Origin of the sequence: Bacillus smithii, assembly GCF_001050115.1 — a bacterium.
In the GTDB taxonomy this organism is placed as follows: Bacteria; Bacillota; Bacilli; order Bacillales; family DSM-4216; genus Bacillus_O; species Bacillus_O smithii.
The window spans coordinates 2948045-2962996 of the sequence record NZ_CP012024.1 but is presented as its reverse complement, the minus strand read 5'-3'; the positions used below and the strand labels follow the sequence as shown (position 1 = coordinate 2962996).

Sequence of the window (14952 nt, the reverse complement as noted above, 5' to 3'; positions counted from 1 at the left end):
ATCTTTTCTGTTTAAGACGTATTTTTTGCTTGATTGCACGGCCAACGCTTATTTCACCTTATGACTTGTTTTACGGATATGATTGTATATTTATTAATCATTTTGATAAAATATTCAGATTATTTCATCTGCTTTATAAGAGAAACTTATGAGTATAGCTTGAAGTTGTGCTAAAATAAAGGGAAAGTCAATATGCATCATTCATGTTTCCGGTTAAAGAAGAAACGGAGGAGTGTCGATGAATTTAGAGAAATGGTTTGAAAAAGGCATTACAGCAGAGCAATATGTCAAACAGATGGACGTCAACAAAGAAAACCTGCTTTTCATATACAACCAATTTACCATTCCGGAAGGGGAAGAGGATTTTATTAATGGTTTAAAAGAAAAAAAACTGCGCGTGATTGTGTTGACGGAAGACTGGTGCGGTGATTCGATGCTGAATGTTCCGATCTTGTTAAAGTTGGCGGAAGCCGCAGAGATGGACGTACGGTTTTTGTATCGGGATGAAAATCTTGAACTGATGGATCAATATTTAACAAACGGCACAACAAGGTCGATCCCCATTTTCATTTTTTTGAACCAAGATGGAGAAGAGGAAGCTGTTTGGGGACCTAGAGCTTCAGAAATTCAGCAGCTTGTGATCGAAAAACGTTCGGCGCTTCCGCCAATGGATCATCCGGACTTTGAGAAAAAGCATGAAGAAATGCACCAACAATTAAAAAACAGCTATTTGGAAACTGAAGAATATTGGTATGAAGTTTTCGACAGCCTGAAAACAAGGTTGGCTGAACGATTGTTTTAAAGCAGAAAAAAAGGGCCGGTAAGAGAGCTAAGGGTTCTGTTTTCTTGACCATGCCGATACATGAAAGGGATTTCTTTGGCTTTTGAATCACCCGTCACTTGTCAGCATTTTTTTCGATCACGACGGCCGACGGTATTTCGTAGTCTTTATTCATGGGACGGGGCATTTTTATTTTGTATTCGCGCGGCAAGAGAATGGTATTGGAAATCTTTCCGTTTTGGACAAATATTAATAAATTAATATCGTCCCGGTTTGCTATACCAATATTTTGGATCTTTTTCCATTCCTGGCCGAGCACTTTTTTCTGTTCCTTTTCAACCGTATAGGGCGGGAAAAGAAAGACGTGGTCGAAATGCATATGTAAGTCTTTATTAAAATCGACGTAAACGGAATTTTGATCTTTTTTTTCTATTAAAGAAAGCATAGTAGTTTCCGGACTTTCGTTGCTGGCTCGATCGCTTTGCGTATGTCCAAATAAGAGAAGCGAAAACAACAGCAAGTAAATAGGCAAAACGATCCGCTTGGTTCGTTTCTTCATATATGAAACTCCTTTCAACGGAAAGGTTTCCCCCGAGCAAAGAAAGTAGAACCCTTCACCATAATACCATTGATTGCCACAGAATGTGTAACATTTTTGTAAATAAAAAGAAATCCGTGCCATGTTGAACATTATTGTTCTATTATTCTTCCTCCAATCAATGAAGGAATATGAAGAGAGTGAACGGTAAGATAGCCGGGCTAACTCGTAGGCATCTTGTTTTGGAATCATCCCTTTTTTTGTCCCCAATGCAACCCTTTCATCCATTGCAAATCCATCGTTGTTTGATCCAACAGAAAATAGGAAGAGATTTATTTGTCGCTCTGATGTACTGTTTTTCTTGAACGATAGACGAACGCCTTTTTTGATATTGTATTTTTCGTGCTTCAACTCGTTTATCCTTTTATTTTTATCCGCAGTGCCCCGTATTGGATATGCTGCTTTCAGCATTTCAAACAAATGGTTTGAATCAAAAGATATACAGGCAGTTTACGCAGATAGAGATGGTAGGATGAGCGAGCGCAGGCGTATGTTAAGGAAAATCTTTTTTTGTGAGAAGAATTTTTTGCGTCGTCCAGAGAAGAGAAACGTTTCCAAAGAATCCTTCGATGTTTGAAGAAAGTGGATAAGCATTTGCACTTAGAGCTGCCAGTTGAAAGGGATGGGGGTGTAAATGAAGGGGGTTACAAAATTGATTCCTTCGTCCTGATAGGCTATGATGTTAGAGGGTAAATGCAAACACATACGACTTTAACAGATTAGGATGGGGAGTTATGAAAAGAGCGAGAATTATTTATAATCCGACATCAGGACGCGAATTGTTTAAAAAACATTTGCCGCAAGTCTTGCAGAAGTTGGAAAATGCCGGTTATGAAACATCCGCTCATGCGACCACCGGTGAAGGCGATGCGATCAGGGCTGCCAAAATCGCGGTGGAACGACGTTATGACATTGTGGTGGCCGCAGGAGGAGACGGGACACTCAATGAAGTCGTAAACGGATTAGCAGAGCAGGAATATCGGCCAAAACTTGGAGTTATTCCTATGGGAACGACCAATGACTTTGCCAGAGCTCTTCAAATACCGCGTGATATTGAAAAAGCCGTCGATATCATTGTGAAAGGCGATACGCTTCCGGTTGATATCGGACGGATGAATGACCGCTATTTTATTAATATTGCCGGCGGGGGCCGGCTGACAGAACTGACATATGAAGTGCCCAGCAAACTAAAGACGATGATGGGCCAGCTTGCTTATTATATCAAAGGAATTGAAATGCTTCCGTCGATAAAGGCGACGGAATTGACGATTGAATATGATGGAAAATTGTTTGAAGGCGAAGCCATGCTGTTTTTAATTGCCCTGACCAACTCAGTCGGCGGCTTCGAAAAACTGGCTCCCGATGCGTCCATCAATGACGGTCTCTTTACTCTTTTAATTTTAAAGAAAACGAATCTAGCCGAATTTTTGCGAATTGCCACGCTGGCGCTGCGGGGAGAACATTTATCCGACGATCACGTCATTTATACAACGGCCAACCGAGTAAAAGTTCGTTCCTCTGAAAAAGTATTAATTAACTTAGATGGAGAACTGGGCGGAGAAGCACCGGCAGAATTTGAAAATCTTTATCGCCACTTGGACGTATTTGTACCTATTGAAAAAGTTCGTCCGCAAGATCGAGTGGATTGAGGTTGGCGAAAAAAATCTCATTTAAAATGCGAATCCATTTTTAGATATTGGGGCAGGCTTAGGAAGCAAAGTCCGCCCTTTTGTTATGTGCACAAATCTAATCGGATATTGCGAATGGGAAATTGAGATACTGATTTTATAGGAGATACCAAAGAAGGTGATAGGTTTGGCGAAAGTACAGGCACCGGTTCAATTAAATGAAAAGATCGAGGTTATCTTCGATGATGTCACGCATGAAGGGCAAGGAGTGGCCAAGGTAGACAGCTATCCGTTGTTTGTTCCCGGAGCTCTGCAAGGAGAAAAGGGAACGATTCAAGTAACCAAAATCAATAAAAGCTACGGTTTTGGCAAAATCCTCGACATTTATGAAGAAAGCCCGGAACGCATGAATCCTCCGTGCCCGCTTTACCATGAATGCGGCGGCTGCCAGCTTCAGCATGTAAGCTATGAGGGACAATTAAAAATAAAAGAAAAGCATGTGCAAGATTGCCTTGTGCGAATCGGAAAAATAACGGATGCGGAAGTCCTTCCGGCATTAGGAATGGAAACACCGTGGCATTACCGCAACAAGGCGCAAGTGCCGGTCGGTCAAAGAAACGGCAAGATCATTGCCGGTTTTTACAAAAAACGCAGCCACGAGATCATGGAAATGGACGCTTGCATCATTCAGCAAAAGCAAACCGACGAAACGATTCAAGTCGTAAAAGACATTTGCGCCCGCTATCGCATTCGTCCTTACGATGAGAAACAGCATAAAGGCATACTCCGTCATATTATGGTCCGCTATGGCCGGACGAGCGGTGAGATCATGGTCGTCTTGATTACACGGACAAAAGACTTGCCGCATAAAAAGAAGATCGTACAAGAAATCAAAGCACGTGTGCCCGGGATCCGTTCGATTATTCAAAACGTCAACAGCAAGCGAACGAATGTCATTCTCGGCGAGGAAACGATCGTTTTATGGGGACGGGATGTCATTTATGACTCGATCGGCGATGTTCAATTTGCCATTTCGGCCAAGTCCTTTTACCAAGTGAACCCTGAACAAACGAAAGTATTGTATGACAAGGCTTTGGAATATGCCGAATTAAAAGGCGATGAAACGGTCATCGACGCTTATTGCGGCATCGGCACCATTTCGTTGTTTTTAGCCAAAAAAGCGAAAAAAGTGTACGGCGTCGAAATCGTCCCCGAAGCGATTGAGGATGCGAAGAAAAATGCCGAACTCAACGGCATCACCAATGCCGAATTTGCGGCGGGGAAAGCGGAAGAAGTCATCCCGGAATGGTACCAAAGAGGAGTCAAAGCCGACGTTCTTGTCGTCGATCCCCCCAGAAAAGGATGCGACCCGGCTCTATTGGACACCATCCTGCAAATGAAACCAAAAAAAGTCGTCTACGTCTCCTGCAACCCCGCCACACTCGCCCGCGACCTCCGCATCCTCGAAGACGGCGGATACAAAACCACCAAAGTCCAACCCGTCGACATGTTCCCGCAGACAGGGCATGTGGAGGCAGTGGCGCAGATGGTGTTGAAGGAGAAATAAGCAGAGGAAGCCGGAAATCTGAAAAAGATTTTCGGTGTTCCATCTGCTTTTTTTCAATTCGCTCAATATCATCGATGTAGGATTTCAGGAGCCAATTCTTTGAAAAACCATAAAGGCTTCCAGTAACTGTTTTAATTCCTCAATGGCAAGTTCATCATGTGTTGTTTGAAGGGGATGCTGCCCATATGAAATAGGAAAGTGATTTGTTCGGCACTAGGTGGGATATAAAAGAAAGGCACTTTTAAATTTTAATGTTGATTTTTTTGTATGTCTTCTTCAACGAAACCCCCATTTGCACAATAAAAAAGGCGGCATCACTTATTGTAGTAGTACCCTTAGTTGAACAAGCGCCTATTCCAATGATTCAGAATAGTACGTACTATGTGTACAGCGACGAACTTCTCTTTTGTTTTCTTTGATTTTCTCGTGCAATCGCATTATTTGTCAACCGCAATAACCATTTGAATTTGTCATACAGGGCTTGAAATATTTATAACCTTTAGAAAGAAGATGCTTATAATCAGCAGGTTATAAAGGAGTGGAAATATGATTCTCTCTAAATTTGTAGATGAGCTCCCCGTTCCCCCTATTTTAAAACCTCGATGGAAAGATCAGTTTCATACTTATTATGAAGTGAATATGACGGAATTTAAACAGTCGCTCCATAGCGAATTAAACGATACAACTATATGGGGCTATGAAGGAAATTATCCAGGACCTACAATTGAAGTAGAGAGCGGAGAAAAAGTGTTTATTAAATGGATGAACAATCTTCCAGATAAGCATCTTTTGCCAGTAGACCATACGGTGCATGGTGCCCATGTGGATGTACCGGAAGTACGAACGGTGGTGCACGTACATGGCGCTAGTGTTGAATGGGAAAGCGATGGCTACCCGGAGGCTTGGTTTACAAAGGGATTCAAACAAGTCGGTCCCTATTTTAGAAAGCAAATATATCAATATGATAATGACGATCGAGCTTGCACCCTCTGGTATCATGACCATGCGCTTGGTATCACGAGACTCAATGTGTATGCTGGATTGGCAGGATTCTATCTTATCAGAGATCATCGGGAACGTTTATTGAATTTACCAAGTGGGAAATATGAGGTCCCTCTTATGATACAAGACAAGACTTTTCATAAAGATGGTTCTCTTTATTACCCGAAGCAGCCAGAAAAACCAGTTCCTGCATTAGAAACGTCGATCGTTCCTGAATTTTTTGGAGATACCATCTTGGTGAATGGAAAAGTATGGCCGTATCTAAAAGTGGAACCCCGTAAATATCGATTCAGGCTGTTAAATGCATCTAACACCCGTTTCTATAGGCTAAAGCTTGATTCGGGACAAATTTTTTATCAAATCGGAACGGATGGAGGATTCATGCAACACCCGATAGGCGTCAAAGAAATCATGTTGGCACCTGCAGAACGAGCAGATGTGATCATTGATTTTACCAATCTTGAGGGCAAGAATATTATCATGACAAATGATGCCCCCGCGCCATTTCCAACCGGAGATCCACCAAATGAAAATACAGGTAATGTGATGCAGTTTAGAGTGACTCTTCCACTGTCAAGTGTTGATACGAGTGTTATTCCGGCTTATATGATGCCTCTTCCAAAAATAAAAGAACAGTCCGCTTCAAAGAAACGATCCCTAACATTAAATGAGAATACGGATAAGTACGGTCGTAAAATCATGCTATTGGATAATAAACACTGGGATGCCCCTATAACAGAGAATCCTAAATTGGGATCAACCGAAATATGGTATCTTATTAACTTAACGGAGGATACACATCCTATTCATCTTCACTTAATTAATTTTCAAATATTAGACCGGAGGGAGTTCAATGTAGAAAAGTTTAAAAAGGAGAGAATGATCCATTATACTGGTCCTGCGTTGCCTCCCGAACCACAAGAACGAGGATGGAAAGATACAGTAAGAGCTAATCCTAACCAGGTCACTCGAATAATCATGAAGTTTGGTCCTTATACAGGGTTGTATGTATGGCACTGTCATATCTTGGAGCACGAGGATTATGATATGATGAGACCGTATATTGTTATCCGATAATAGACTGTTCTCCTTGAGTATGTACTTGAACTGTATCTATGCTCGTTAATCCTGTCGATAAAATCCTTTTCTCGGATGAAATGTATGGGTATCATTCAAAACGTCAACAGTAAGCGGATGAATGTCATTCCCGGAAAAAATGAGGACGGGGTGCCATTTACGACTCGGCAAAGTTCAATTTGACATTTCGGACAAATCCTCTTACCAAGTGAACGCTGAACAAACGAAAGTATTGTATGACAAGGCTTTGGAATATGCCGAATTAAAAGGCGATGAAGCGGTCATCGACGCTTACTGCGGCGTCGCTTTTTTATTTCGATTCGATCAACTAAACTTCTTCAGCACGATAATAAAGGATAGTTGATGGAAAAGAATCGCCAAGGAAAGCGCTTGACCGCTTTTTTTCATCAACTGGCTGGTCAGTAAGTTGAAGAAGGAGGAGGTTTGAGTGTATCCCATTCTAATTAACTTATTGCCAAATTCTATGCTAATAACAAAAATGGTGAAGAGACTTTAAACTTTATTATTAGAAAAGAGTATCAATTAATAAAAATATGAGAGTTTTATGAGATTTTCGTGCGACTTTTGTGCAACTTTCGTGCGATTTTTTTGATAGTTTTTTGCAATTTTTTTGATACTTTTTTGGTACGGAAAACAGAAAAAAATCTGCTATTATGATAGTGTGAGATAAAAAGGAGCATAGCTTAAAGGGCTATGTTCTTTTTTTATGCTAATCAAAAAGGGGATGATAAAAATGAAATGATTGATGATGTTTCAAAAAATGCAGTAAATTGCCGCAATGATTCTCAAACAGTTTCCGATTCAATTATGCATATTTCAAAGGAAGTAGCAACGGAGGGCTTGTTCCCTTCGTTGCTATTTTCGTGTTGGATCATCCGAACGTCCTACTAGATAGTCGAGTGAAACATCGAAAAAGTCGGCAAGAGTCACAGCTTTTGAAATGGGCATATCGCTTTTGTCACTTTCATAACGCTGTTCTTGCCTAGTGGTGATATTGAGTAATTCTGCAATGTCACTTTGAGTGAGATCTTTCGAAACTCTTAATTCTTTAATTCTTTCGCCTAATGACGCCATAGAAAAATCCTCCAAAAAAATGTTGACACGACATAAAACGTCGCATATATTGAACTTAGAAAACGACATAAAATGTCGTTATAACATTGAAAATGAGTGGTGGTACATGACATATTTGAAAAAAATGCGTGAAAAGATGGATTTTACTCAAGAAGATGTGGCTCAAGCAATCGGAACCACGATCCGGCAATATCAACGGATAGAAGCCGGCTTGAGCTTCTGCAGCCGAGAAAAACTCAACAAGTTGGAAGATTTCTTCCAACTTCCTCAACGAATTTTGTTTGCTCGGAATTATGAGGAGATTCCAAGTTATTATCGTGGGTTTCTCCTTAACTGTAAATATAAAGCATTGTTCAAATGAAAGAAAGGGGGGTTTTCGTTGGGTGGTTTGCATAACAAAACAAAATCAGTTCTTATAGAAGAATTGAAAAGGTTGCATTTTTACACCCATAAAGGCGAGCCTATTGAAAATTTATCTATCGATGAATTGAAACAGTTAGTAGCTACGGCCCGATTGAAAGAGGATTCAGTGGAACATATAACCAATATAGGTAGATAGTTGTGTATAATGAAATTAATGGTATCTTTTTAAGGAGGCGTTTGAATTGAAGAAAAAGAGTTTTGTAGGAGCTTTGGCATTTGCGACTTTTTTAACGGGTGCTATCCCTGCTGTTGGGGCGAGTGCAGCTAATACAGACTTTCGAGATGTTCCGAAAAGTTCATACGCTTATTCGGATATTGAGAATTTAGTAGAACGCGGTGTTATCACTGGCTATTCTGATGGCAAATTTCATCCAGATGAAAAGGTAACAAGAGGACAATTTGCTGGCATGGTTGCTAGAGCGTTGAAGTTACCAAAGGGAACGAGTCGTTTCAAAGATGTTCCAGAATCGAAGGCACTTTATGATGAAATTAGCCGTGCTGCGAGTGCAGGAATTGTTAAGGGGACAGGTGGTAAATTTTATCCTGATCGTCCCGTAACACGCGCTGATATGGCCGTTATGTTAGATCGGGCCATGAATCTCAAAGGGAATTTCAAAGAAGAAGGAAATCTGAAATTTAAAGACAATGTTCCGGCATATGCTTTAGAATCAGTCAAACGAATGGTCTTTTATGGCGTGATTCAAGGAAAAACAAACGGTACATTTGCACCAAGCGAGAAAGCCGATCGTGCTTCATCCAGTGTCTTAGTGAGCCGGGCACTGCAAGTCATAGAAAGGAATGAAACGAACCCAAGTAATCCGACAGGTCCATCTACACCGTCGAATCCTTCGGATAAAGTGCCTGATTATGTCAATATGTCATTGGCTCAACTTCATGAAAAATATGGAGACTGGACGTTGGTTCGGAGAATTGATGGTATGGTGCCAGGTGGAGGCATTGTAGCAGACGTTGATTTGTTAAAAGATTTTTACAACGAACTACATCAATCAAAAGATGCCTATAAAAATCTTCCAGATCCTGAAACCTATTTAAAAAATGAAACACAGTCTTTACTATCTCAAGAAACGTTGATAAGCGCTCATTATCCAGACTATGAAATTATTTCATTTAACGGTAAGGCTTATAAGGATTCAGAAATTTATAATTCACCTTATCCTGAAGGACATCCAGTTTTGCTAACTATGCCTTCTCAACCGACAGAACCTAATCAGTATTGGATCGACTTGCATATTCCATATACTCAATTTGGCGTGTACGGTCACGACAAAGTGACGGTTGGTCAAGTTCAACCAACCTATACAAAATCCGGTGTGGTGATGGTCGATGTCAAGGGGTTGTTTGCCCAAGTACCAACTCTCACGGTGTCCAATGATGGCAAAACTGTTCAATATAACGGAACCACGATTCAACTCACACCGGGAAGCAATGAAATTCAAGTAAATGGAGAAACCAAAACATTGTCCGTCAATGTGGAAACAAAAAATGGAACCGTTTATGTTCCAGGAAGAGAGTTCGCTAAGGAATTAGGATGGTATACTCGTTCAATTCCTCGCTATAAACGATTGGATTTTTCCACTTACCCGTTACCGCAATATGAAGGATTAACGGAATAAATGAATATGTAAAATAAGATGAGAGCATAGCCAAAGGGCTGTGTTCTTTTTTATTCCTTGAAAGGAGCATTCCTGTAATGAGGAAATTTGAGGTTTGATAAAAAAAAGTCCCCTTGGTATAGTACAGGGTGTCAATGCGCGTTGACCCCGAATTTCAATAAACCAAGGAGGACTCAAAATGAATTATACACAAAATCAAAAAATCTCTCAAATTACACCATCAACTCTCATTGTAGGTATTGATGTAGCTAAAGAAAAGCACGTTGCCCGTTTTCAAGATGACCGAGGCTTAGAATTTGGCAAGAGATTGATCTTTGAAAATCGTATACACGGCTTTCAAACCTTATTAGATTGGGTTAATCATATTCAAAAAGAAAATCATAAGGACCACGTGATTTTTGGAATGGAGCCAACAGGTCATTATTGGCTAAATCTTGCTTACTTTCTTAAGGCAAAAGGATATGATGTAGTGCTAGTGAATCCCATGCACGTCAAAAAAAGTAAAGAGCTTGATGACAATTCGCCTACAAAAAACGATACAAAAGATGCTCGTGTCATTGCACAGTTAATGAAAGATGGGCGATACTCCGTACCGAACCTATTAGAGGGCGTATACGCTGAACTAAGGGAAGGCGTCAAATTACGAGATCAGCTCATCAAACAGCTTATGATCATTGAAGGGCGGATTGAAAACGTCATTCAGCGCTTTTTCCCAGAGTTTTTCGATGTGTTTGGAGATTGGAAAGGTAAAGCAGCCTTTTATACCTTGCGCATGTTTCCATTTCCCTCTCATATTCAAAAGTTGTCACCAGAAGAAGTGCTGCAAAAATGGAAACCGTATGTACAGCGTGGGGTTGGGCTGAAACGAGCAACCCGACTCGTAGAAGTAGCGAAAAAGAGCGTTGGGATTGAGACAGGAATCCAGTTCGCAAAAAGAGAATTGGATTGCCTATTGGATCAATATGAGCTTTACAAGAAACAGTTAGCACAACTAGATGAAGAACTAGAAGGTGTTGTTGAAAGCATACCAGGTGCGAAACAAATGACCAATATCCCGGGACTTAGTTACACTACCATTGCTTTGTTCTTTGCGGAAGTAGGAGATTTAACCAAGTACAATCATCCGCAACAATTAGTCAATCTGGCAGGGCTTTCTTTAAGAGAACACAGTTCAGGAAAGTATAAAGGGCAAACACGCATAACCAAAAGGGGTCGAAGACGTTTACGAAAAGCATTATACCTGGCCATTCGACCATTGGTTGCCCATAATCCTGTATTTAAAGCCTTGCATCATTACTATACCAATCGGCCAGACAGGCCGTTAAAAAAACAACAGTCTCTGATTGCCTTGTGTTGTAAATTATTACGTGTGTTATTTGCCATTGGTAAGAAACAGTGTGAGTTTGATGGATTAAAGCTATTAAAGGGATTACCTCAAATAAAAGCATTACAGGCTGCATAAAAGCTTTCAAACGACTTGTTATTCTGACAAACACCAATAGTGCAGAGTTGGAGTATATTTTCACCATTCGGGCATTAGACCCTGTAAAGGAGCATATCCAACCTCCACCTCATGGGTACGCAGGACGAAGGAATGTGTGGATCTTAAAATCCAGTGATACATGGGAGGGTGAGCGACCATGAGAAGTGTGGAGACTTCTTGCACGGTCATACATGATATTACAGATATTGTAAATCTGTATTATAGGATGCACCTTACCATGTAAATATATTGAATAAATACAAGAAATTTACACTCATTTGAGGTGAAGAAGCTATTATGTGTTAGCGAAATTTAAAGAAAACGCGAGAATTTTGAAGAAAATTAAAGTTTATAGAGGGAGGTGTGATCCATGTCAGAAAACAAGGCGGTTATAATTTTAGTTGTGGTCACTGTCGTGTTTTTCGTGGTCATTGACACAGGAGTGACTCAACTGCTATTCAATAAAATTGGCGACCTTTTAACCACGATGGTTACGAATGTATTTTCTGGAGTGAATTGAACAAAGATCTTTCATTTGAAAGGTCTTGTTTTATTGCTCAAAAGAAGGGTAATGAAAATCCGGGCAAAAAAACGGATCGAGTTAAAGGGTATGAGGGTAGAGCTAAAAGTATCCTTGATGCTCAAGGGATTGATTATTATGAATTGGTTACACAAGCGACATCAACAATTGGTTGAATAGGTGGTGATTACCAATTGGTGGTCTTGACCCGCAAGCAGAGAATGAGGCATTTTCCGAGTTTTTATCCAATGAACCACTTAACTTTAACCAAAGTCATTTTTTTAAATGAATTGTCGATTACATTGTCAATAACGGAGTCATGGATAAAAAAGTGCTGCAGGAATAACATTTTAATGTGTAGGAAAAGCATTGTAGACTCATTTAAAGAAAAACAGAATGACGTAAGGAAAATCATTGGCATTATTGACGAGATTAACAAGAACTCTGGGGATATTGTCAGGGCCTAGCTGAATATTTTACGCTTAACTATTAAAGGCGTCTTAAGGGTTTTTATAGCCACTCTTAGATGCCTTTTTCATTAGTAAAATGGAAGATATATGTTTATAAAATAAAGGATATGGAAATGTTAAAGGAACTGGGTGTTTACGATCAAATTTATAAATTTATAGAGAAAATTGAGCAGATCTACTCACGATTTTTAAAGAAAGACTTTTCACTCATAAATTGAACAATTATAAATAGGTGATCTTTTTATGAATTATTGTATTGCCAAATACGGCTGCATCAATATTCCATTATTTGCTGATCGGCTTTAAAGATAGGCTTATTCCTTGTTTTTAAAAGAAAATATAATTAAAGATAAAACAAAAGGGCTGTCCTTAATGAACTGCTCCCTGTCATGTGGAGTGCTTGGAGAGATTGTATTGAGAGAAAATTAAGCAGAGGGAGCCGGAAATCCGTAAAGATTTTCGGAGCTCCCTCTGCTTTTATTCGATTAGCCGATGAAGAAATTCAGGTATTGCCTCTTTAAAGGACAGGAACTTTTAAAATTGTATTTTGATTATTTGTTGGCTAATCCATTCAACCAAATTTTGGTTAGAGATTGGTGTATGGAAAGAGGTTCCGTTCAAACTATATAGGATATTTCTTGATTGATTACGATTACTTTTTTCAATCAAATCGATCAACTCTTCTTTACTTAAATCAGCTTGATGAAAAAGAGAAAGAATTAAGGATTCATAGGACATGAATTGATACAATTGAATAAAGTCAAAAGTATTTTCGACATTAATTAATTCCATTAACCTCTCATTGTTTAAAAATGTCCTAAAGGGTCCATAAATTCCCTTTTCATCTTCACTGACGATATAAACAGGACCGAGATACAAGCTCAATAATACAAGGGAAAAAATAGTGATAAAACGTTCGCCGGCATTTTTTCCATTGGCCAAAATACAACCAATTAATGTTTCTAAAGCAGCTTCAGAATGAGAATCGATTTCTTTAATGGAATCACGTATTGTTTGATTTGTTCTTACAGCTTCTAAAGATATGTTTTTCAATATATTGAATGCGGCTTCTTTTGTGCCAATCATATCCCTTAATAATTCAAATATGATTTGTAAATCTGCTACGTATATTTCATGCTCTGTAGATAGAATTCGAAATAATTCATAATAGTATTTTTCAAATGCCTTTTCATCGGGTAAGTTTTTTGAGGCTTCTTCAAGAATGATGTCTGGAATGAGAATGATTTTAGATAGTTGAAATCCCTTTTGTATAATAAAAGGATTACACACAGCGTCCTTCCTTAGCTTTGACAGCATCATATTATCCATAATATACAGTGCTTGATTGGCGTATAAAGATTTTTTTAGGCTTTCCGAATGAAATTGGATAAAAGGTTTTATGGGACGGATCTTAGGATTTTCGATAACCTTCATTTTCACTTTCGCCCGCTAACTCTTTTCGCCAATCTAGCACTAATTGATATAATTTTTTATATTTATTGATGATGGATTGATAGTCTTCTTCATTTAGGTTTTTTTCCGCTTTTGATATCAAGTTTTTATAATCGTCAATTTTAATTTTATTGCTAGCTGCAAATAATGTACGGTCTATTTCATCAGGCAGGTTATTTTTATAATCATAATCAATAATATCTTTAGCTTCATCAATGGTAATGAATTGATTTTGAGCCAGTTTTATTACGATTGCCTTATAAGGAACTTCAAAAACAGGAATTAAATGAACTGCAATGTCGGTTAAACTAAGACTGCTATCCTTTTTTAAAGATAGATATTTCCGATTTAAAATATGATCATTAATAAGAATTTCACCTGCAAAAAGATTTGGCAGTCTCTCCTTTTCATCAAAAATACTGTCTATCTGAACCAAATTTTCTTCTTTTTTCTTCACCTTATCTTTATCAAAATAAAAGTGATAGAACTCATGCGCCCACATAAAGTTCTCATAAATTTTAGGCTGTGCTGTGTTGATTTGTATATAAAAATCCTGATTGTAATAAAAAACTAAACCGCCATAATCAGAATTTTTAATGGGAAATTCTAATACGCGTGCATTTTCATATAAATAAGTTTTAATGAATTCTAAAGGCTTAGATGCGATAAGAGGATCACCGGAAGACTTTAACATCTCAATTTTTGATTTCACTTCAGGCAAATAATCTCGGTTAAAATTGATTATTTTTTCTATATTCTCTTTATTGATCACGATGTTCTCCTCCAAACATAACTGGTGAATGAGACAAAGGTTTGAGAATATCAATCAATTCTACAAATTCTCTAAAAACTTTCATCCCTTCTTTAAATGCTTCATTCACTTCCCCATTTAAAGACAGTGCAGCAAAATCCATAAAATTTTGTTCTTCCATTTTTTCATTGACACCTTTAGGCAAATCCATTTCTTTACGATGAAAATAAAAGGGATCTTTAATTCTAAACAGCTTTAACATTTTCTCCTCAAATTGATCCACATTTCCTTCACCTTTAAGAAATCTGTAAAAAGCACCTTTGCTTATTCCTAATCGATCTATAACCCAGTTATGTTTAACACCTTTCGCATCTAAATATTTCCTTATATTTTCTCCGATTATTTTTTTGGTCTCGCTCATCATCACACCTCCAAGTCTTTTGGTATTCATTTTGTATACTTCTATATATT

At 38.7% G+C, this 14952-nt stretch carries 16 protein-coding genes; 11 read left to right on the top strand and 5 right to left on the bottom strand.

What is annotated here, in order from left to right:
* Positions 1–238 precede the first annotated feature (238 nt).
* Positions 239–802 carry a thioredoxin family protein gene (locus BSM4216_RS13900; RefSeq protein WP_003354132.1) on the top strand — a complete coding sequence of 188 codons (564 nt, stop codon included), beginning with the start codon at positions 239–241 and terminating at the stop codon, positions 800–802.
* Positions 803–896: 94 nt separating this feature from the next.
* Here BSM4216_RS13900 and BSM4216_RS13895 read toward each other — a convergent pair whose 3' ends face one another.
* Positions 897–1340, bottom strand: coding sequence for a hypothetical protein (locus BSM4216_RS13895; RefSeq protein WP_048624092.1), 444 nt, complete (start codon positions 1338–1340; stop codon positions 897–899).
* 773 nt (positions 1341–2113) lie between these two features.
* On the opposite strand from BSM4216_RS13895, the gene BSM4216_RS13890 reads away from it, so the two are divergent.
* The 4 genes from BSM4216_RS13890 to BSM4216_RS13875 all read left to right on the top strand — a co-directional run bounded on the left by BSM4216_RS13890 (position 2114) and on the right by BSM4216_RS13875 (position 7017).
* The gene (locus BSM4216_RS13890) at positions 2114–3028 is read left to right on the top strand and encodes a diacylglycerol kinase (protein WP_003354134.1); all 915 of its coding nucleotides are present in this window, start codon (positions 2114–2116) and stop codon (positions 3026–3028) included.
* Between the two features lie 157 nt (positions 3029–3185).
* The gene (gene rlmD, locus BSM4216_RS13885) at positions 3186–4574 is read left to right on the top strand and encodes a 23S rRNA (uracil(1939)-C(5))-methyltransferase RlmD (protein WP_082142348.1); all 1389 of its coding nucleotides are present in this window, start codon (positions 3186–3188) and stop codon (positions 4572–4574) included.
* Between the two features lie 546 nt (positions 4575–5120).
* Positions 5121–6653 carry a multicopper oxidase family protein gene (locus BSM4216_RS13880; RefSeq protein WP_048624091.1) on the top strand — a complete coding sequence of 511 codons (1533 nt, stop codon included), beginning with the start codon at positions 5121–5123 and terminating at the stop codon, positions 6651–6653.
* A 121-nt stretch (positions 6654–6774) separates the two neighbouring features.
* On the top strand, positions 6775–7017 hold the full coding sequence (locus tag BSM4216_RS13875) for a hypothetical protein (protein ID WP_048624090.1): 243 nt from the start codon (positions 6775–6777) through the stop codon (positions 7015–7017).
* Between the two features lie 512 nt (positions 7018–7529).
* On the opposite strand, the gene BSM4216_RS13870 is transcribed toward BSM4216_RS13875, so the two are convergent.
* Complete coding sequence (locus BSM4216_RS13870; protein WP_048624089.1) at positions 7530–7748, bottom strand: helix-turn-helix domain-containing protein; 219 nt, start codon at positions 7746–7748, stop codon at positions 7530–7532.
* Positions 7749–7854: 106 nt separating this feature from the next.
* On the opposite strand from BSM4216_RS13870, the gene BSM4216_RS13865 reads away from it, so the two are divergent.
* The 6 genes from BSM4216_RS13865 (at position 7855) to BSM4216_RS16915 (ending at position 11984) form a co-directional block, all read left to right on the top strand.
* On the top strand, positions 7855–8109 hold the full coding sequence (locus tag BSM4216_RS13865) for a helix-turn-helix domain-containing protein (RefSeq protein WP_003354149.1): 255 nt from the start codon (positions 7855–7857) through the stop codon (positions 8107–8109).
* A gap of 18 nt (positions 8110–8127) precedes the next feature.
* Positions 8128–8307 carry a hypothetical protein gene (locus tag BSM4216_RS13860; RefSeq protein WP_048624088.1) on the top strand — a complete coding sequence of 60 codons (180 nt, stop codon included), beginning with the start codon at positions 8128–8130 and terminating at the stop codon, positions 8305–8307.
* Positions 8308–8353: 46 nt separating this feature from the next.
* Entirely contained in the window at positions 8354–9805 is a 1452-nt protein-coding gene (locus BSM4216_RS13855) for an S-layer homology domain-containing protein (protein ID WP_048624087.1), read from the top strand.
* A 178-nt stretch (positions 9806–9983) separates the two neighbouring features.
* Entirely contained in the window at positions 9984–11267 is a 1284-nt protein-coding gene (locus tag BSM4216_RS13850) for an IS110 family RNA-guided transposase (RefSeq protein WP_048622726.1), read from the top strand.
* Positions 11268–11658: 391 nt separating this feature from the next.
* Complete coding sequence (locus BSM4216_RS16790; protein WP_003354155.1) at positions 11659–11808, top strand: hypothetical protein; 150 nt, start codon at positions 11659–11661, stop codon at positions 11806–11808.
* Positions 11805–11984 carry a hypothetical protein gene (locus tag BSM4216_RS16915; RefSeq protein WP_040341340.1) on the top strand — a complete coding sequence of 60 codons (180 nt, stop codon included), beginning with the start codon at positions 11805–11807 and terminating at the stop codon, positions 11982–11984. The genes BSM4216_RS16790 and BSM4216_RS16915 overlap by 4 nt, the downstream gene beginning before the upstream one ends.
* Before the next feature lie 828 nt (positions 11985–12812).
* On the opposite strand, the gene BSM4216_RS13835 is transcribed toward BSM4216_RS16915, so the two are convergent.
* The 3 genes from BSM4216_RS13835 to BSM4216_RS13825 form a co-directional block, all read right to left on the bottom strand.
* Complete coding sequence (locus BSM4216_RS13835; RefSeq protein WP_169815876.1) at positions 12813–13568, bottom strand: hypothetical protein; 756 nt, start codon at positions 13566–13568, stop codon at positions 12813–12815.
* A 121-nt stretch (positions 13569–13689) separates the two neighbouring features.
* The gene (locus BSM4216_RS13830) at positions 13690–14502 is read right to left on the bottom strand and encodes an ImmA/IrrE family metallo-endopeptidase (RefSeq protein WP_048624084.1); all 813 of its coding nucleotides are present in this window, start codon (positions 14500–14502) and stop codon (positions 13690–13692) included.
* Positions 14492–14932: a hypothetical protein gene (locus tag BSM4216_RS13825; RefSeq protein ID WP_244878019.1), complete on the bottom strand. Its 441-nt coding sequence runs from the start codon at positions 14930–14932 to the stop codon at positions 14492–14494. The genes BSM4216_RS13830 and BSM4216_RS13825 overlap by 11 nt, the downstream gene beginning before the upstream one ends.
* Positions 14933–14952: the final 20 nt, after the last annotated feature.